The organism is Microbispora sp. ZYX-F-249, from assembly GCF_039649665.1.
GTDB lineage: Bacteria > Actinomycetota > Actinomycetes > Streptosporangiales > Streptosporangiaceae > Microbispora > Microbispora maris.
Genome location: NZ_JBDJAW010000057.1, coordinates 1 through 17,836, shown reverse-complemented (window position 1 = coordinate 17,836; position 17,836 = coordinate 1). Strand labels below are relative to the sequence as shown.

Sequence of the window (17,836 nt, the reverse complement as noted above, 5' to 3'; positions counted from 1 at the left end):
GGGTCAGTCGACGTCGACCCAGTCGAGCGTCCGCTGGACGGCCTTGCGCCATCCGGCGTAGCCGCGCTCGCGCCGCTCGTCGCTCCAGGTGGGCTCCCAGCGGCGGTCCTCGTGCCAGTTCCGCTTGAGGTCGTCGGTGGACTTCCAGAAGCCGACGGCGAGCCCGGCGGCGTACGCGGCGCCGAGCGCGGTGGTCTCGGCGACCACCGGACGCGACACCGGGACGCCGAGGATGTCGGCCTGCATCTGCATGCACAGCTCGTTGGCCGTCACGCCGCCGTCCACCCGCAGCACGTCGAGGACGACGCCGGAGTCCTGCTCCATCGCGCCGACCACGTCCTTGGTCTGGTAGCAGATCGACTCGAGCGTGGCGCGGGCCAGGTGGGCGTTGGTGTTGTAGCGGGACAGGCCGACGATGGCCCCCCGGGCGTCGGAGCGCCAGTAGGGCGCGAACAGTCCGGAGAAGGCGGGCACGAAGTAGACGCCGCCGTTGTCCTCGACCTGCCGGGCGAGCGCCTCGCTCTGCGACGCCCCGGAGATGATGCCGAGCTGGTCGCGCAGCCACTGCACGGCCGAGCCGGTGACCGCGATCGACCCCTCCAGGGCGTACACGGGCTTGGCCGAGCCGAACTGGTAGCAGACCGTGGTGAGCAGGCCGTGCCGGGAGCGCACGAGCTCGGTGCCGGTGTTGAGCAGCAGGAAGTTGCCGGTGCCGTAGGTGTTCTTGGCCGTGCCGGGCTCGAAGCACACCTGGCCGACGGTCGCGGCCTGCTGGTCGCCGAGGTCGCCCGCGAGGGGGACCTCCCCGCCGAGCGGGCCGCCCGCGCGGGTCACGCCGTACAGGTCGGGGTTGGAGGAGGGCCGGATCTCGGGGAGCATCTGCCGGGGGACGCCGAAGAACGACAGCAGCTCGTCGTCCCAGTCGAGCGTCTCCAGGTTCATCAGCATCGTGCGGCTGGCGTTGGTGGGGTCGGTGACGTGGACGCCGCCGTCGACGCCGCCGGTCAGGTGCCACAGCAGCCAGGTGTCGGTGTTGCCGAAGATCGCGTCACCGCGCTCGGCGGCCTCGCGGACGCCGGGGACGTTCTCCAGGATCCACTGGATCTTGCCGCCGGAGAAGTAGGTGGCGGGCGGCAGGCCGGCCTTGCGCCGGATCACCTCGCCCTTGCCCTCCCGTTCCAGGGCCGAGGCGATGCGGTCGGTGCGGGTGTCCTGCCAGACGATGGCGTTGTAGTAGGGCCGGCCGGTGCGCCGGTCCCAGACGACGGCCGTCTCGCGCTGGTTGGTGATGCCGAGCGCCGCGAGGTCGGAGGCCTGCAGGCCCGCGGTCCGCATCGCGGTCTCGATCACCGCCCGGGTGCGCTCCCAGATCTCGGTCGGGTTGTGCTCGACCCAGCCCGCCTGCGGCAGGATCTGCTGGTGTTCCAGCTGGTGGCGGGCGACCTCGTTGCCGCCGTGGTCGAAGATCATGAACCGGGTGCTGGTCGTCCCCTGGTCGACCGCGCCGACGTAGTCTGCCATTCTCGTTGCGCCTCTCGTTTCGGTGGGGTGGACCTTGCTGGTCTCGGCCGGGGCGATCAGCCGGCCTGCGCGGCGGGCTCCGGCGTGCGGCCGGGCTCGGGCGCGTCCGTACGCGGCAGGAAGCGGGCGACCAGAAGCTGGTAGAGCCCGGCGCCGACGACGCCGCCGGCCAGCGGACCGATGATCGGCACCCAGAAGTAGAGCCCACCGTACTGGTCGCGGAACGCCGAGCCGTACCCCGTGAAGAACGAGGCGAGACGCGGGCCGAAGTCGCGGGCGGGGTTGATGGCGTAGCCGGCGTCGGTCCCCCACGCCATGCCGATCGCGACCACGAGCAGGCCGACGATGAGCGGCGCGAGGTTGGCGAGCGGCGCGGAGTTGCGCTCGTCGGAGATCGCGAAGATCAGGAACAGCAGGATCGCCGTGCCGATGATCTGGTCGCGCAGCGCGCCCCACTGGGTGACCGGCAGCGTGCCGTTGCCGGGGAGGGTGGAGAAGACTCCCTGCGTCTTGATCGTGTGCCCGGGGTCCACCTTGGCCAGGACCTCGGCGTAGTTCCACCGGACGAGCAGCGCCGCCACGAAGGCGCCCGCCGTCTGCGCCAGCGCGTACGGCAGGACCTTGCGCCAGGAGAAGTCCTTGAAGACGGCGAGGGCGACCGTGACGGCCGGGTTGAGGTGGGCGCCGCTGACGCGGGCGGCCGTGTAGACGCCGAGGGTCACCCCCAGCCCCCACGCCCACGCGATGCTGTCGTGGTCGCCGATGCCGCCCGCCACGACCTGCGCCACGACGCCGACGCCGATCAGGATGAGGATCGCCGTCCCCGCGAACTCGGCCGCCAGCTCCCCCAGGAGCCGCCGGTCACTTCGCCCTTCCGCCATGTGTCTCCTCCTTGACCGTCCCCGTCACGTCTCCGAAGTGCTCGCTGTGAGCGCCGCCGGTTTTCCGGACGTTAAACGGCCCCCAAGGAAGCGTCAACGAAAGATCGTCGGCATTGTCGAACACTGGTCACATTCGGATCGCCGTACTACGCTCCCCCGGCATGACGCGAAGAACCACGGCGCGCGCGAGCCCGTCCGGCGGCGGGAGACGCGCCGAACTCGTCCGGCGGGGTGTCGGCACTGCCGACCACTCGCCGACGCGGCTAGGATCCGGGGCGTGCCAGGTCCGGTCCAGTCCATCGAGCGCGCCGCCGCGATCCTGCGGCTCCTCGCCCAGGGATCGGGACGGCTCGGCCTCACCGAGATCGCCAACTCCCTGGGGCTGGCCCGGGGCACGGCGCACGGCATCCTGCGCACCCTCCAGCTCGTCGGCTTCGTCGAGCAGGACGAGGCGACCGGCAAGTACCAGCTCGGCGCCGCGCTGCTGCACCTGGGCACCAGCTACCTCGACGTGAACGAGCTCCGCTCGCGGGCGATCAACTGGGCCGACGCCCTTGCCGCGCGCAGCGGCGAGGCGGTGCGGATCGGCACCCACCTCCAGGGCAAGGTCCTGGTGGTCCACCACGTCTTCCGGCCCGACGACAGCCTGCAGACGCTCGACGTCGGCATGCTCCTGCCCATGCACGCCACGGCGATCGGCAAGGTGCTGCTCGCCTACGACGCCAACGCCGCCGCCGTCCTCCAGGACGCGGTGCGGGGCGGGGAGCTGGAGCAGTTCACCCGCCGCACCGTGCGTACGCAGCGTGAGCTGTCCCGCATGCTCGCGGCCGTGCGCGAGCACGGCTGGGCGTCCGACGCGGACGAGACGGGCATGGGCGAGGCGGGGGTGGCGGCCCCGATCCGGGGGTACGGAGGTCTCGTGGTGGGCGCGATGGGCATCTCCGGCGCCACCGAGCGGATCTGCGACTCCGGCGGGCGTCCCCGTCCCGAGCTGGTGGGCTATGTGCGCGACGCGGCGCGGGCCGTCTCCCGCGACCTCGGCGCCTCCCGCTGGTGACCCCACCCCACCCCACACGCATCCGCCCCTTAAGGCAGGCCGCCGTGACCCAGCGTTATGTCATGTCCATCGACCAGGGCACCACCTCGACCCGGTGCATCCTCTTCGACCAGCGCGGCCGGCTGGTCTCGGTGACGCAGCGGGAGCACAAGCAGCGCTTCCCGCGCCCCGGCTGGGTGGAGCACGACCCCGTCGAGATCTGGCGCAACCTGGAGCGGATCGGCCCCGAGGCGCTCGCCCACGCGGGCATCGGGCCCGGCGAGGTCGCCGCCGTCGGCATCGCCAACCAGCGGGAGACGACGGTGCTGTGGGACCGGCGCACCGGCGTGCCCGTCACCCCCGCCGTCGTCTGGCAGGACACCCGGACCGGCGCCCTGGTCGACGAGCTGTCCCGCCGCCCCGACGCGCACGTGGTGCGCGAGCGCTGCGGCCTGCCCCTGGCCACGTACTTCTCCGCCCCCACGGTCCGCTGGCTGCTGGACCACACCGACGGGCTGCGCGAGCGCGCGGAACGCGGCGAGATCCTGTTCGGCACGATGGAGAGCTGGCTCATCTGGAACCTCACCGGCGGCCCGGACGGCGGCGTCCACGTCACCGACGTCACCAACGCCAGCCGGACGCTGCTGATGAACCTGCGCGACCTCGACTGGGACCCGGTCCTGCTCGACTTCTTCGGCATCCCCCGGGCGATGCTGCCGCGGATCCGCCCGTCCAGCGAGATCTACGGCGTGGCCCGGCGGGTGCTGCCCGGCGTGCGGATCTCGGCCGCGCTCGGCGACCAGCAGGCCGCGCTGTTCGGGCAGACCTGCTTCCACCGCGGCGAGGCCAAGTGCACCTACGGCACGGGCGCGTTCCTGCTGCTCAACACCGGCACCGAGCCGGTCGCCTCCACCCACGGGCTGCTCACGACGGTCGGCTACCAGATCGGAGACCAGCCCGCGGTGTACGCCCTGGAGGGCTCCATCGCGGTCACCGGCGCCCTCGTGCAGTGGTTCAGGGACGGGCTCGGGCTCATCGGCACCGCCCCGGAGATCGAGACCCTGGCCCGCACGGTCGACGACAACGGCGGCTGCTACATCGTCCCGGCGTTCTCCGGGCTGTTCGCGCCCCACTGGCGCAGCGAGGCCCGCGGCGTCATCGTCGGGCTCACCTCGTACATCACCAAGGGTCACCTCGCCCGCGCCGTGCTGGAGGCCACGGGCTGGCAGACCCGCGAGGTGGTGGACGCGATGAACGCCGACGCGGGCATCGCGCTCACCACCCTCAAGGTCGACGGCGGCATGACGTCGGACAACCTGCTCATGCAGTTCGTCGCCGACGTGCTGGACGTGCCGGTGGTCCGGCCCATGGTCGCGGAGACCGTCTCCCTCGGCGCCGCGTACGCCGCCGGGCTCGCCGTCGGCTACTGGCCCGACCTGGAGGGCCTGCGGCGCAACTGGCACCGCGCCGCCCAGTGGACGCCGGCGATGGACCCCGGGCGGCGCGACGACGAGTACGACAACTGGCGGCGGGCGGTCGAGCGCGCCCTCGACTGGATCAAACCCCCCGCCGGCTGATCACGAGGTGGGGCCGACGTCGGGCTCGGGCTCGGGCATCGCCGACTCCTCCCCGGTCGCCGGCGGCGTCTCGGCGGCCGGCGTCTCGATGTCGGCCGCATCGCCGATCATCTCCTCCAGGCCCCCGTCGTCCGGCTCGGGCGTCAGCGGCTCGGGCGAGGCGCCCCTCGCGTCGTACGCTCCGGATCTGTCCGCCACCACGTCCGCGTCTCCTCCCACGTGTCCTCTCCGCTGCCCGCCGGTCCCCCCGGCCCGCGGATCGCGCATGACCGCTCACCTGCCCCCGTCGTACGGCCTTCATTCATCCTCGCAAAGGCCCCCCAGGCGTACGCGCCGCCCCGGGACTCTTGTGGAGAATTAAATGACCAAATAGTGTCATCTAGTCAAAAAATTGGGGCAGGACGGATGACCAGAGTGGGACGGCCGCCACAGGATCCGGCGCGCCAGATGGAGCGGGCGCACCGCATCCTCGACGCCGCCGCCGAGCTGATCGGCCGCTGGGGTTACGACAAGACGACGATCGACGATGTCGCCAGGCAGGCCGGGGTCGCCAAGGGCACGATCTACCTGCACTGGAGGACGCGCGACGCCCTCTTCGCCGCACTGCTGCGCCGCGAGCGGGTGCACATGCTCGAGGAGGTGCGGCGGAGCCGCCCCACCACCCCGCGCGAGCTGTTCACCGGGATCGCCGCCGGCCTGCTGCGCCGGCCGCTGCTCAAAGCGGCGCTGGTCGGCGACTCCGAGGTGCTCGGCAAGCTCGTCAGGCAGAAGCGGCAGGGCCCCGGCGCGATGAACATGGGCGAGGCGTTCGACGCCTACTACGCCGCGCTGACCGCGGCGGGCGCGGCCAGAGATCTGTCGGGTGACCACGTCCTGGTGATCGGCTCGATCATGTACGGGGTCCTCACCGTGCCGTGGCTCCTTCCCGGAGGGCCCCCGCCGGAGGAGCGACTCGCCGAGCTGCTCGCCGACATGATCGAGCGCGCCACCGGCACCGGACGCCCGTTGCCCGACGACGCGGCGCGTGCCGTCGGACAGGCAACCCTCGACTATCTCGACACGATCGCGGACGTCGCCCGGCGGAAGCTGGCGGACTCCCTGAGCCCTTCGAGGAGCGCGTGACATGAAGGCTGTCATCCCGCTGGACGATCCCGCCGCCGACCTCGCCACCGTGGGCGGCAAGGGCGCGTCTTTGGCCACGCTCGCCAGGGCGGGGCTGCCCGTCCCCGGCGGCTTCCACATAACCACCGAGGCCTATCGGGCCTTCGTTGCGGACTTCCGCGAGGAGACACTGGCCGCCGCCGCGTCCGGTGACGCCGAGCGGATCGCGGCCCTGTTCTCCGGGCGCCGCGTTCCCGAGCCGATCGCCGCGGAGATCCGCGCCGCCCACGCGGCGCTGGGCCACGACGTCCCGGTGGCCGTGCGGTCGTCCGCCACCGCGGAGGACCTCCCCGGGATGTCGTTCGCCGGGCAGCAGGACACCTTCCTCAATGTCACCGCCGACGGGCTGCTCGACGCGGTCAAGCGCTGCTGGGCCTCCCTGTGGAACGCCCGCGCGATCGCCTACCGGAACGCGAACGGCGTGCCGCACGACGACGTCGCCCTGGCCGTCGTGGTCCAGGAACTGGTGAACGCCGACGCGGCGGGCGTCATGTTCACGGCCGACCCCGTCACCGGCGCCCGCGGCGCGACCGTGCTCAACGCGTCGTGGGGCCTGGGCGAGGCCGTGGTCGGCGGCCAGGTGACCCCCGACGTCGTCGTCGTCTCGGGCGGCGCGGTCGTCGAGGAGCGGACCGGGGACAAGACGGTCATGACCGTCCGCGTCCCCGGCGGCACCCGCGACGAGCCGGTGCCCGAGGACATGCGCCGGATCCCCGTGCTCACCGAACCGCAGGCCCTCGCGCTCGCCGAGCTGGGCGCGCGCGTCCAGTCGCTCTACGGCACGCCGATGGACGTGGAGTGGGTCCGGCACGCCGGCGCGTTCGCCGTCGTCCAGGCCCGCCCGATCACTGCTTCCGCGCCTCAGGTGGAGGAGTGGAACGACAGTCTCAAGGGCGACTACCTGTGGACGTCCGGCAACCTCGGTGAGGCCATCCCCGACGTCATGACGCCCATCACCTGGTCGTTCGTCCGCCTGTTCATCAACGAGGCCATGTCGGCCTCCGCGCTGCCCGGATTCGACCTGATCGGCAACATCGGCGGCCGTTTCTACATGAACCTGAGCATCGCCGTCTCCGTCGCCCGGGCGTTGGGCATGGGGAGCAAGCTCGGCGCGATCGAGCAGGTCTTCGGCAGGCTGCCGCCGGGCCTGGACGTGCCGCCGCTCGGGATGTCCCGGTGGCGGATCATCACGACGGTGCTGCCGATGGCCGTACGCATCCGGCGCAGGGTCAGGGCGAACCTCAAGGGCATGCGGGCCTTCCTGTCCACCTCCCGGGAGCGATGCGAGGAGCTGCGCGCCGCGATCCGGTCCACCTCGTCGGCGCCCGAACTGGCCGACCTGTGGTCGCGGTCCGTCGAGCCGCATTTCGTCACGGCCTGCCGCATGCTCGAGGCCGCGGGCCGGCAGGACGGCAGCACGCTCGTCCTCACCCGCGACAGGCTGCGCAAGACGGTGGGCGAGGCCGACGCGGAGGCCATCTTGACGGGCGCGGCCGGCGAGGGCGAGCTGGCCAGCCTCGGCCTGATCACGGGGCTGAGCCGGCTGGCCTCGGGTGAGATCACCAGGGAGACCTTCGCCCGGCTCTACGGCCACCGCGGCCCGCACGAGTTCGAGGTGTCCGTCCCGCGCCCCGGGGAGGACTCCGCCTGGATCGACGCCCAGCTCGCGGGGCTGCGGGACATTCGGGCCGGCGCGGACGGCCTGCTGGCCCGGCAGCGCGAAACGAGGGAGGAGGCGTGGGCGCGGCTCGCCCGGCGCCACCCCCGCCGCGCGGCCGGGATGCGGGCCGGGGTCGCGCGCTGGGCCGAGGTGGTGCGTGATCGCGAGGCCACCCGGTCGGAGGTCGTCCGCGCGTTCTGGGTGCTGCGGGCCTTCGTCCTGCGGGCCGGCGAGCTGACCGGCAGCGGCGACGACTTGTTCCACCTCTACCTGGACGAGCTGCTCGCCGTGCTCCGCGGCGACGCCACCCCGCTGGAGCGGGTGCCCGTCCGGCGGGCGACGTACGGGATGTACGCGGCGCTCCCGCCCTATCCGACGCTCATCGTGGGCAGGTTCGACCCGGTCCGCTGGGCGGCCGACCCCGGCAGACGCGCCGACGTCTACGATGCCCGGGGCGCCGTCCCCCCGGCCGTGGACACCGTGACCGGCTTCCCCGGCGCGCCCGGCGTGGTCGAGGGGGTCGCCAGGGTGATCGCCCGGCCCGAGGACGGCCATCGGCTCCAGCCCGGCGAGATCCTGGTCACCACGCTCACCAACGTGGGCTGGACGCCGCTGTTCCCACGCGCGGCTGCCGTGGTCACCGACGTCGGGGCGCCGCTGTCGCATGCCTCCATCGTCGCCCGCGAGCTGGGCATCCCCGCCGTGGTGGGCACCGGAAACGCCACCACTCGGGTGCGCGACGGGGACAAGATCAGAGTCGACGGCGCCCACGGCACGGTGGAGATGCTCGGCGAGTGACGGCCGGCTCTCATGCGTACGGCCCGGCCTCCCGCGGGTAGACGACAGGTCATCCGGAGCGGCGAGGAGTGGGCGGGATGGACAGGCGGCGGCGTGACCTGGTCGACCGGGACCTGGAGGATGCGGCGGCGGACCTGCTGGCGCACGATTCCCGCCTGCGGGGCCTGGACGTGCGGGTCCGCTTCGACGGCGGGGTGGCGCACGTCGAGGGCGACGTGCGGGCCGCCGCCGACCTCGCCGTGCTGCGCGAGCGCCTCGGCCGCCTCGCGGGGGTGCTGGCGGTGTGGGACAGGGTGCGGGTCGCGGGCGCCATGCCCCGGGTCGTCGACCTCGGCTGCGGCGGCACCAAGCAGCACCGCGACAATCTCGGCGTCGACCTGCGTCCCGGCCCGGCGGTGGACGTGCTGGCCGACCTGGCGCGCGGGGTGCCGCTGGCGGACGAGTCGGTGGACCAGGTCTTCGTGGTGCACGTGCTGGAGCACCTGGCCGACTACCTGCCCCTGCTGCGCGAGTGCCACCGCGTGCTGCGGCCCGGCGGCGTGCTGCACGTCCTCGCGCCCTGGTGGCGGCACGTCAACGCGGTGGCCGACCCCACGCACGTCCGGCTGATCGACGTGCAGACGTTCAAGCACCTGTGCCGTCCGGACGACGCGGGCCGGTGCTGGTATCCGCTGCTGGTCACGCGTGACGAGTCCACGGTCTTCGCGGACCTGGTCCCCGCGAAGGGCGGCCGGGAGCCCGCCGGGGAGCGGCGGCTGGCCCGCTTCTTCGACTGACCCGCCGCCCCGCGTGAGAGGCTTCCGCTGGAGATCACTCGGGCAGGGAGAGCGATGAGCGACACGACGGAGGAAGAGCGCCGCGAGTACGCCCGGCGGCTGGCCGCCGAGCACCTGGAGAGCGGCGACCCGCTCGGCTGGTTCGAGCCGCTCTACTCGGCGGCCGAGCGCGGTGAGGCGGTCGTGCCCTGGGCCCACCTGGTGGCCAACCCCTACCTGGTCGAGTGGGCGGGCGGCCGTACCGGTGGGGGGCGCAGCGCGCTGGTCGTGGGGTGCGGCATGGGCGACGACGCGGAGCACCTGTCCGGCCTGGGGTGGGCGGTGACCGCCTTCGACGTGTCGCCCTCCGCCGTCGGAGCCGCCCGGCGCCGCTTCCCCGGCTCCCCCGTCCGGTACGTCGCCGCCGACCTGCTCGCGCCGCCGGAGGAGTGGCGGCAGGCGTTCGACCTGGTCGTCGAGGCCTACACGGTGCAGGTGCTGCGCGGCGACCTGCGGGCGCGAGCGATCCGCACGGCCGGCGCGCTGGTCGCCCCCGGCGGCACGCTGCTCGTGGTGGCCCGCGCCCGGGAGGACGGCGACCCGCCGGGGCGGATCGCCGTGCCGCTGACCCGATCCGAGATCGACGCGTTCGCCACCGGCGGGCTGCGCGCGGTGCGCGTGCGGGACGTGTACGACGACGAGACCCCGCCGGTGCGCCGGTGGGTCGCCGAGTTCGCCCGCGCGTGAGGTAATGCGTTGCCCAAAATGTCATTGCGTTCCGGTTCGCGCCACGGGTGATGACGCATCGTGGGTAGGTGGGGTGGGACCACGGGGGTGGGCAGATGGAGCAGGGCATCCCCGATTCCCGGGACCAGGGGCTGCTGCGCGCGCTGGCCGGGATGCTGGAGGACAGCCATCTGGTGGCGTTCGAGGACATACCGTCGCTGATAAGGCGGCACGGGCGCGAGGCGGGCTTCGAGGAAATCGGTGTCTACGTGGCCGACCTGCAGCAGAGCGTGCTGCGCCGGTTGTGCGGCCACGGCGAGGAGGACGCCCAGCCGGAGGAGCTCAAGATCGACACCACGCTCGCCGGGCGGGCCCTGCAGGAGGTGCGCATGCTGCGGGGCGGCCCGGAGGGCGACAGCCCGAGCCGCTGGTGGGTGCCCCTGCTGGACGGCACCGAGCGCATCGGCGTGCTCCACATGACCCCCACGTCGGAGGACGACGGGCTCGAGGATCGCATGCGGCACGTGGCGTCCCTCGTGGCCCTGATCGTCGTGAGCAAGCGCTCGTTCAGCGACTGTCACGCTCGTCTCGTCCGCAGCCGCCCGATGAACGTGGCGGCGGAGATGCAGTGGAACCTGATGCCGCCGCTGACGTTCGCCACGCCGGAGGTGACGATCGGCGCCGTGCTCGAACCGGCGTACGAGATCGGCGGCGACGCCTTCGACTACTCGACCTTCGGCTCACTCGCGCACGTCGGGGTCTTCGACGCGATGGGCCACGACGTGTCGGCCGGCCTGACCGCCAACCTCGCCGTGGCCGCCTGCCGCAACCACCGCCGGCAGGACATGGGCCTGGTGCGCAACAGCGAGGCGATCGAGAGGGTGCTGATCGACGAGTTCGGCCGGGGCGACCGCTTCGTGACGGCGGTCATCGGCGACCTCGACCTCGAGACCGGCGTGTTCAGCTGGGTCAACCGCGGCCACCACGCGCCCGTGCTGATCCGCCACGGCCGCTGGACGTCCACCCTGAACTGCCCGCCCGCCCACCCGATGGGCCTCGATCTCGGCCTGCCCGTCATACTCTGCCGCGAGCAACTGGAGCCCGGCGACCGCATCCTGCTCTACACCGACGGCATCACCGAGATGCGCAGCCCCGACAGCGGCGAGTTCGGCCTGGGCCGGTTCGTCGAGTTCATGATCAAGCAGAACGCCGCCGGGCTGCCGGTGCCCGAGACGCTGCGCCGCCTGATCCGGACCGTGCTGGAGTATCACGACAACCGGCTGCACGACGACGCCACCGTGCTGCTCGTCGAGTGGCACGGCAACGCGCACGAGAAGCTCAGCCCCTGACCCGTCCCGCGGTGCTCTCCCGTACGACGAGGCGGTAGTCGGCCCGCACCTCGCGGGGCGGGCCGGCGGCCCGGCCGTCCAGGCGGGCCCGCAGCAGGTCGACCGCGATGCGGGCGAGCTGCGCCTTGTCCGGCGCCACCGTGGTCAGCGTCGGCGTGCTGTAGCGGCCGTCCTCGATGTCGTCCAGGCCCGCCAGCGCGACGTCCTCGGGCACCCGGAGGCCGGCCGCGAGGATCGTGCGCATCGCGCCCAGCGCCAGCAGGTCGTTGAAGCAGAAGACCGCGTCCGGCGCCTCGGGCGCGGCCAGCAGCCGGGCCATGGCGGCCGCGCCCTCGGCCCGCCGGTAGCGCTCGACCTCGGCGATCGTCTGGGGCAGCCCGTGCGCCGCCATCGCCTCGGCGTACCCGGCCAGGCGCAGCGGCGCGGTGCCGCTGATCGAGTTGTCCTGCGCGCCGAGCGCCGCGATCCTGCGGCGCCCCAGCCCGATCAGGTGCTCGGTGACGTCACGCGCGGCCCGCACGTTGTCGATCGCCACGTGGTCGGCCGGCCCGTCGTAGATGCGCTCGCCGAGCAGGACCAGCGCCGCGTCGTCGGTGCGGGCCGCGAGCTCCTCGGCGCCGATCGAGACCGGGCTGAGGATGACCCCGTCCACCCGGTGGTCGCGTACCCCGTCGAGCACCTGACGCTCCCGCCGCAGGCTGCCGTCGGTCTGCTCGATCACCACGAGCCACCGCTGCTCGGCCGCCGCGTCGATCACGAACCGCGACAGCTCCGCGAAGTACGGCGCGTCGAGTTCGGGCAGCGCGAGCGCGATCACCCCGGTCCGGCCGAGCCGGAGATTGCGGGCCGACAGATTGGGCCGGTAGTCGAGCTGGGACAGGGCCCGCTCGACCTTGGCGCGGGTGGCCGGGGACACGTGGGCGTAGCCGTTGACCACGTTGGAGACCGTCTTCACCGACACCCCCGCCAGCAGCGCCACGTCCCGCAGGCTCACTCCCACTTCACGCTCACTCCACGCTGCCCCTCTCGGTCGCACGGCGGGTCCCGGCCGGCCGCATCCGATCGTAACGCCCTGGTATCGAGGCTCGGATGACCTGTTTACAACGTTGAAACAACGTTGTACAAACCGTCGTACCACGAAGCGTCAACAGAGAGGTCGTGCTTTGGCGTCCCCGGCTCGTCTGACCCTTGACCCCGCCTTCCGGATCGCCCCGGTCGAACCCCGCCTGTTCGGCTCGTTCGTCGAGCACATGGGACGGTGCGTCTACACGGGCCTCTACGAGCCCGGCCACCCGGCCGCCGACGCCGACGGCTTCCGCACGGACGTGCTTGCGCTGACGCGCGAGCTGGGCGTCACGCTCGTCCGGTACCCCGGGGGCAATTTCGTCTCCAACTACCAGTGGGAGGACGGCGTGGGCCCGGTCGAGGACCGGCCGTCCCGGCTCGACCTCGCCTGGCGGAGCGTCGAGAGCAACCGGTTCGGGCTGGGCGAGTTCATGACGTGGGCCGGCAAGGCCGGCGTCGAGCCGATGATGGCGCTGAACCTCGGCACCCGCGGTGTCACCGAGGCTCTCCAGCTCGTCGAGTACGCGAACTACCCCGGCGGCACCCGGATGTCGGAGCTGCGCCGGGCGCACGGCGCGGACAAGCCGTACGACATCCGGTTGTGGTGCCTGGGCAACGAGCTGGACGGGCCGTGGCAGCTCGGGCACAAGACCGCAGCCGAGTACGGCCGGCTCGCGGCCGAGACGGCCCGCGCGCTCAAGCGGTTCGACCCGGGCCTGTCGCTGGTGGCCTGTGGCAGCTCCAACAGCGGGATGCCGACCTTCGCGGCCTGGGAGGCGGAGGTGCTGGAGGCCGTCTACGACCTGGTCGACCACGTGTCGCTGCACGCCTACTACGACCCCTCCGACGGCGACGTCGACTCGTTCCTGGCCAGCGCCTCGGACATGGACCACATGATCCGTTCGATCGCGGCCACCGCGGACCACGTCGGCGCGAAGCTGCGCAGCCGCAAGAAGATCGGCCTGTCCTTCGACGAGTGGAACGTCTGGTACCAGAGCCGCTTCAAGGGCGAGTCGTCACTGGACTGGGCCGAGGCGCCGCGGCTGATCGAGGACACCTACGACGTGACCGACGCCGTCGTGGTCGGCAGCCTGCTGATCGCCCTGCTGCGCAACGCCGACCGGGTCAAGATCGCCTGCCAGGCGCAACTGGCCAATGTGATCGCGCCGATCCGCACCGAGCCCGGCGGGCCGGCGTGGCGGCAGACGATCTTTCATCCGTTCGCGCTGACGGCCCGGCACGCCCACGGCGAGGTGCTGCGGGTCGAGCCCGAGGGCCCGGCGATCTCCACCGCCCGGTACGGCGAGGCCCCCGCGATCTGGGCGACCGCGACGCACGACGACGCGACCGGGGAGATCGCGTTGTTCGTGGTGAACCGGGACCGCCGCGGTCCCTGCCGCCTGGATGTGGAGCTGCGCGCGCCCGTACGGCCGGTCGAGCACCTGGAGATCGCCGACGGCGATCCGTCGGCGGCCAACACGGCCGCCGCCCCCGGCCGCGTGACCCCGCGGCCCGGCACCGGCCTGCGGATGAACGGCCGGCGCGCGGAGCTCACGCTTCACCCTGTCTCGTGGACCCTTGTCCGCTTTGCCCCTGCATCCCCCCAGGAGTAGCACCATGACACATTCCCTGTCCCGCCGCTCGTTCCTCGGCCTCGCCGGCGCCACCGGTCTGGCCGCCGCGGTGACCGCGTGTGGCGGCGGCACCAAGCTCGGCGCGGGCGAGGCCGCGCAGTCGCCCGCGGCGACGTTCTCCGGCGGGGAGTACTCCGGGCCCAAGGTCACGCTCGATTTCTGGAACGGCTTCACCGGCGGCGACGGCCCGCACATGCGCGCCATGCTCGACGCGTTCAACAAGGCCTACAGCGGCCGGATCGAGGTGCGCAACGTCACCCGGCAATGGGCCGACCTCTACCCGGCCGTGCCGACCGCGATCGCCGCCGGCAAGGGCCCCGACGTCGCCGTCATCCACAACGACTGGATCAGCACGTTCGCCGCGCGGCAGGTGCTGGTCCCGCTCGACGACGTGGTCGGCGCGCTCGGGCTCACCGAGTCGGACTTCATCCCGGCCGTCTGGCAGGCCGGCGTCTACGACGGCAAGCGGTACAGCGTGCCGCTCGACGTCCACTGCCTGGGCGACTACTGGAACGCCGGCCATCTCGGCAAGATCGGCCTGAAGGAGGCCCCGGCCGACAAGGCGGCGTACGCCGAGGCGCTCGGCGGGCTGAAGGACGCCGGCGTCGAGCACCCCTTCTGGATGCCGAGCAAGTGGCCCGCCCACCTGATGTTCATGAGCCTGGTCTGGCAGTTCGGCGGACAGCTCTACAGCGAGGACGGCCTGCGGGCCCTGTGGGGCTCGGACGCCGGGGAGCAGGCCCTCGCCTGGATGGTCGAGCAGATCGACAAGGGCTTCAGCCCGGACAAGGTCGCGATCGACAGCCAGTACGCGGCGTTCAAGAACGGCAAGGTCAGCCTCACCTGGGACGGCATCTGGCAGATCAACGACCTCAAGACCAACGCGCCGGACCTGAAGTGGGAGCTGTCGCCCGTGCCGAACATCGGCGGCACACCGGCCGTGTGGAGCGCCTCGCACAACTTCGTGCTGACGTCCCAGGCGGGCCGGGACGCGAACAAGATGCAGGCGGCCAAGTTCTTCGTCGACTACATGTCCAAGCAGTCCACCGAGTGGGCGAAGGCCGGCATGATCCCGGCCCGCAACTCCGTCCGCCAGGACCCGCAGGTGGCCTCGCTGCCGCAGATCGCCCTGGCGGACGACCTCGACGCCTTCCACTTCATCCCGCCGCTGCCGGGCGTCGGCGACGTGCAGACCAAGGCGCTGGAGCTCGCCGTGGCCAAGGCGGTGCTCAAGCAGGCCTCCCCCGCGGACGCGCTGAAGGAGGGCGTCGCCACGGCCGACAAGCTGCTCGCGGACAACAAGAGGAAGTACGCGAAGTGAGCGTGCCCGCCGGTGCCGGCACGGCCGCGCGCGACCCCGGCTCCCCGGCGGGCGCGGGGACGGCGGGGAGCCCGGGGGCGGCCGCCTCCCCCGGCGCCGCGCGCGTGCGCCGGATGCGCCCCTGGACGCCGTGGGCTTTCCTCGCGCCCTACCTGTTGCTGTTCGCGGTCTTCATGGTGCTGCCGATCGGGTTCGGTTTCTGGACCAGCCTGCACGAGTGGGACATCAACGTGCCCGCCAAGCCGTTCGTCGGCCTGTCCAACTACGCCGAGTTGTTCGACCCGTCCAGCGTGGACGGGTCGCGGTTCTGGACCGCGATGAAGGCCACCGGGATCTTCACCGTGTTCTCGGTGCCCCTGCTGATCGTGCTGCCGCTGCTCGTCGCGCTGCTCATGAACGGCCGGTTCCGCGGCCGCAACCTCTACCGTGCCGTCTACTTCGCGCCGTACGTCCTGGGCGTCGCGGTGGTCGGCCTGCTGTGGCGCTTCCTGCTCGACGGCAACATCGGCCTGGTCAACCACTACCTCGGTCTCGACGTGCAGTGGACGACGGACCTCCCCTGGGCATGGGTCGCGCTGGTCGGCGTGACCGTCTGGTGGACACTCGGGCTCAACTCGGTGATCTTCCTCGCCGGGCTGCAGGACATCCCGAGGGAGTTGTACGAGGCGGCGATGGTCGACGGCGCCGGGGCCCGGCACCGGTTCCGGTCGATCACGCTGCCCGGCCTGCGGCCGGTGACGCTCTTCGTGGTCAACTCGACGATCCTCGCCTCGGCCAACATGTTCGGCCAGTCGTACCTGATCACCGTCGGCGCGCCGGCCGACCAGACCAAGACCGCGATCTACCTCATCGCCGAGACCGGCCTGCGGCAGTTCGACATGGGCACCGCCTCGGCCATGAGCTTCGTGCTCGCCGCCTTCCTCATGGTGGCCAGCGGCCTCGTCTTCGGCGCGTTCAGGAACAGGCAGGCCCGATGAGAACGGAACTTCGCGGGCTGCGGCGGTCGCTGCTGCACCTCGTCCTCGCGGTGATCGCCGCGCTGTACGTCAGCCCGCTGGTCTACATGGCGGTCACGTCGGTCAAGACGCGGGAGGCCGCGGGATCGACCACCCCGCAGTGGATCCCCCACCCCGCGACCGTCGGCGCGTACGGGGAGATCCTCGGCAGCACGGACTTCCCGGCCGTCACCTGGTTCCTCAACAGCCTGGCCGCCGCGACCGGGCACGCCGTGCTCGTCCTCGTCACCGCGGCCCCCGCGGCGTACGCGCTGGCCCGGCTGGACTTCCGCGGCCGGGGCGTGATGTTCACGGTGATCGTGGCGACGCTGTTCGTGCCCCCGGTCGTGCTGCTCGTGCCGAACTTCCTCATCGTCAACGAGCTGGCGTGGGTCGACAGCCTGCCGGCGGTCGTCGTGCCCGCGGCGGCCGGCGCGTTCGGCGTCTTCTTCCTGCGCCAGTTCTTCACGGCCCTGCCCGGCGAGCTCGAGGAGGCGGCCGAGCTCGACGGCTGCAACCGCTGGCAGACCTTCACCCGGGTCGTGCTCCCCCTCGCCAAGCCCGCGCTGGTGACGCTGTTCGTGCTGTCGTTCCTCAGCAACTGGAACGACTTCCTGTGGCCGCTGTTCGTGCTGCTCAGTCCCGAATCGCTGACGCTGCCCGCCGGGCTCGGCAACTTCCAGAGCGCCAACAACATCCGCTACGACCTGCTCATGGCCGGAGCCATGATCGCCAGCGTTCCGGTGCTGCTGCTCTACCTGGTCGCCCAGCGCTGGATCATCGAGGGCATCTCCCGCTCCGGACTGAAGGGCTGATCCCTCACCCTCCGGTGTGCGGGTATCGGAGAAGCCTCCGGTGCGGGATGTGCCGCACCGGAGGCTCGCGGGGTGGGACCTATCCGTTCCAGGTCCACTTCTGGTTGGTGCCGCCGTGGCAGGAATACAGCTGGATCTTGGTGCCGTTGGCGGTGCCGGCTCCGGTGGCGTCCAGGCACAGCCCGGACTGGACGCCCTGGATGCTGCCGTCGGAGTTGACGCGCCACTTCTGGTTGTCGCCGCCCCAGCAGCTGTAGATCTGGACCTTGGCGCCGTTGCCGGTGCCGGCCGCGTCCAGGCACTTGTTGCCGTACACCCGGATCTCGCCCGCCGAGGTAGAGCTCCAGGTCTGGTTGGTCTGGCCGTTGCAGTCCCACAGCTGCACCTGGGTACCGTCGGCGGTGCTCGCCCCGGGCACGTCCAGGCACCGGCCGGAGGCCGCCCCCTTGATCGGCCCGCTGCCGCCGCCGGGGGTGGGGGTCACGCTCGGGCTGGGCGACGGGCTACCGGGGGACGGGCTGGGAGACGACGACGGCGTGGTC

Annotated in this window: 16 protein-coding genes; 11 read left to right on the top strand and 5 right to left on the bottom strand. The window is 72.2% G+C overall.

Annotation, left to right across the window (positions count from 1 at the left end; translation table 11 throughout):
- Nucleotides 1-3: 3 nt before the first annotated feature.
- Entirely contained in the window at nt 4-1,521 is a 1,518-nt protein-coding gene (glpK, locus tag AAH991_RS36700; protein WP_346230555.1) for a glycerol kinase GlpK, read from the bottom strand.
- A gap of 56 nt (nt 1,522-1,577) precedes the next feature.
- Nucleotides 1,578-2,402, bottom strand: a complete 825-nt coding sequence (locus tag AAH991_RS36695; RefSeq protein ID WP_346230554.1) for an MIP/aquaporin family protein — start codon at nt 2,400-2,402, stop codon at nt 1,578-1,580.
- 277 nt (nt 2,403-2,679) lie between these two features.
- On the opposite strand from AAH991_RS36695, the gene AAH991_RS36690 reads away from it, so the two are divergent.
- Nucleotides 2,680-3,459 carry an IclR family transcriptional regulator gene (locus tag AAH991_RS36690; RefSeq protein ID WP_346230553.1) on the top strand — a complete coding sequence of 260 codons (780 nt, stop codon included), beginning with the start codon at nt 2,680-2,682 and terminating at the stop codon, nt 3,457-3,459.
- Between the two features lie 44 nt (nt 3,460-3,503).
- Complete coding sequence (gene glpK / locus AAH991_RS36685) at nt 3,504-5,015, top strand: glycerol kinase GlpK (RefSeq protein ID WP_346230552.1); 1,512 nt, start codon at nt 3,504-3,506, stop codon at nt 5,013-5,015.
- Here glpK (AAH991_RS36685) and AAH991_RS36680 read toward each other — a convergent pair whose 3' ends face one another.
- Complete coding sequence (locus AAH991_RS36680) at nt 5,016-5,216, bottom strand: hypothetical protein (protein WP_346230551.1); 201 nt, start codon at nt 5,214-5,216, stop codon at nt 5,016-5,018. It lies immediately after the preceding gene.
- Between the two features lie 204 nt (nt 5,217-5,420).
- Between AAH991_RS36680 and AAH991_RS36675 the strand changes: the two genes are divergently transcribed.
- The 5 genes from AAH991_RS36675 to AAH991_RS36655 all read left to right on the top strand — a co-directional run bounded on the left by AAH991_RS36675 (nt 5,421) and on the right by AAH991_RS36655 (nt 11,464).
- Entirely contained in the window at nt 5,421-6,137 is a 717-nt protein-coding gene (locus AAH991_RS36675) for a TetR/AcrR family transcriptional regulator (RefSeq protein ID WP_346230550.1), read from the top strand.
- A gap of 1 nt (nt 6,138) precedes the next feature.
- A complete protein-coding gene (locus tag AAH991_RS36670) occupies nt 6,139-8,634 on the top strand; it encodes a PEP/pyruvate-binding domain-containing protein (protein WP_346230549.1) in 2,496 nt (831 codons plus the stop codon).
- Nucleotides 8,635-8,711: 77 nt separating this feature from the next.
- Nucleotides 8,712-9,410, top strand: a complete 699-nt coding sequence (locus tag AAH991_RS36665; protein ID WP_346230548.1) for a methyltransferase domain-containing protein — start codon at nt 8,712-8,714, stop codon at nt 9,408-9,410.
- Between the two features lie 54 nt (nt 9,411-9,464).
- Nucleotides 9,465-10,136 carry a class I SAM-dependent methyltransferase gene (locus AAH991_RS36660; RefSeq protein ID WP_346230547.1) on the top strand — a complete coding sequence of 224 codons (672 nt, stop codon included), beginning with the start codon at nt 9,465-9,467 and terminating at the stop codon, nt 10,134-10,136.
- 68 nt (nt 10,137-10,204) lie between these two features.
- Entirely contained in the window at nt 10,205-11,464 is a 1,260-nt protein-coding gene (locus AAH991_RS36655; RefSeq protein WP_346230546.1) for a PP2C family protein-serine/threonine phosphatase, read from the top strand.
- On the opposite strand, the gene AAH991_RS36650 is transcribed toward AAH991_RS36655, so the two are convergent.
- A complete protein-coding gene (locus tag AAH991_RS36650; RefSeq protein ID WP_346230545.1) occupies nt 11,454-12,458 on the bottom strand; it encodes a LacI family DNA-binding transcriptional regulator in 1,005 nt (334 codons plus the stop codon). The genes AAH991_RS36655 and AAH991_RS36650 overlap by 11 nt on opposite strands.
- Before the next feature lie 169 nt (nt 12,459-12,627).
- Between AAH991_RS36650 and arfA the strand changes: the two genes are divergently transcribed.
- The 4 genes from arfA to AAH991_RS36630 are packed head-to-tail and all read left to right on the top strand — an operon-like array spanning nt 12,628 to nt 17,294.
- Nucleotides 12,628-14,142 carry an arabinosylfuranosidase ArfA gene (arfA, locus tag AAH991_RS36645; protein ID WP_346230544.1) on the top strand — a complete coding sequence of 505 codons (1,515 nt, stop codon included), beginning with the start codon at nt 12,628-12,630 and terminating at the stop codon, nt 14,140-14,142.
- A gap of 4 nt (nt 14,143-14,146) precedes the next feature.
- Nucleotides 14,147-15,484 (top strand): ABC transporter substrate-binding protein, encoded by a 1,338-nt coding sequence (locus tag AAH991_RS36640; RefSeq protein ID WP_346230543.1) that lies wholly within the window; start codon nt 14,147-14,149, stop codon nt 15,482-15,484.
- The gene (locus AAH991_RS36635; RefSeq protein ID WP_346230542.1) at nt 15,481-16,461 is read left to right on the top strand and encodes a carbohydrate ABC transporter permease; all 981 of its coding nucleotides are present in this window, start codon (nt 15,481-15,483) and stop codon (nt 16,459-16,461) included. The genes AAH991_RS36640 and AAH991_RS36635 overlap by 4 nt, the downstream gene beginning before the upstream one ends.
- Nucleotides 16,458-17,294 (top strand): carbohydrate ABC transporter permease, encoded by an 837-nt coding sequence (locus tag AAH991_RS36630; RefSeq protein WP_346230541.1) that lies wholly within the window; start codon nt 16,458-16,460, stop codon nt 17,292-17,294. Before AAH991_RS36635 ends, AAH991_RS36630 begins: the two co-directional genes overlap by 4 nt.
- Nucleotides 17,295-17,373: 79 nt before the next feature.
- Here the strand turns inward: AAH991_RS36630 and AAH991_RS36625 are convergent.
- Nucleotides 17,374-17,836: RICIN domain-containing protein (locus AAH991_RS36625; RefSeq protein WP_346230540.1), on the bottom strand; the 463-nt coding region annotated here is incomplete at its 5' end.

Bases quoted from the DNA above. Each gene is read 5' to 3' on its own strand.
- AAH991_RS36670 (WP_346230549.1), top strand. From the start codon at position 6,139: ATGAAGGCTGTCATCCCGCTGGACGATCCCGCCGCCGACCTCGCCACC.
- AAH991_RS36665 (WP_346230548.1), top strand. From the start codon at position 8,712: ATGGACAGGCGGCGGCGTGACCTGGTCGACCGGGACCTGGAGGATGCG.
- AAH991_RS36630 (WP_346230541.1), top strand. From the start codon at position 16,458: ATGAGAACGGAACTTCGCGGGCTGCGGCGGTCGCTGCTGCACCTCGTC.
- AAH991_RS36640 (WP_346230543.1), top strand. From the start codon at position 14,147: ATGACACATTCCCTGTCCCGCCGCTCGTTCCTCGGCCTCGCCGGCGCC.
- AAH991_RS36675 (WP_346230550.1), top strand. From the start codon at position 5,421: ATGACCAGAGTGGGACGGCCGCCACAGGATCCGGCGCGCCAGATGGAG.
- AAH991_RS36660 (WP_346230547.1), top strand. From the start codon at position 9,465: ATGAGCGACACGACGGAGGAAGAGCGCCGCGAGTACGCCCGGCGGCTG.
- glpK (WP_346230555.1), bottom strand. From the start codon at position 1,521: ATGGCAGACTACGTCGGCGCGGTCGACCAGGGGACGACCAGCACCCGG.
- AAH991_RS36695 (WP_346230554.1), bottom strand. From the start codon at position 2,402: ATGGCGGAAGGGCGAAGTGACCGGCGGCTCCTGGGGGAGCTGGCGGCC.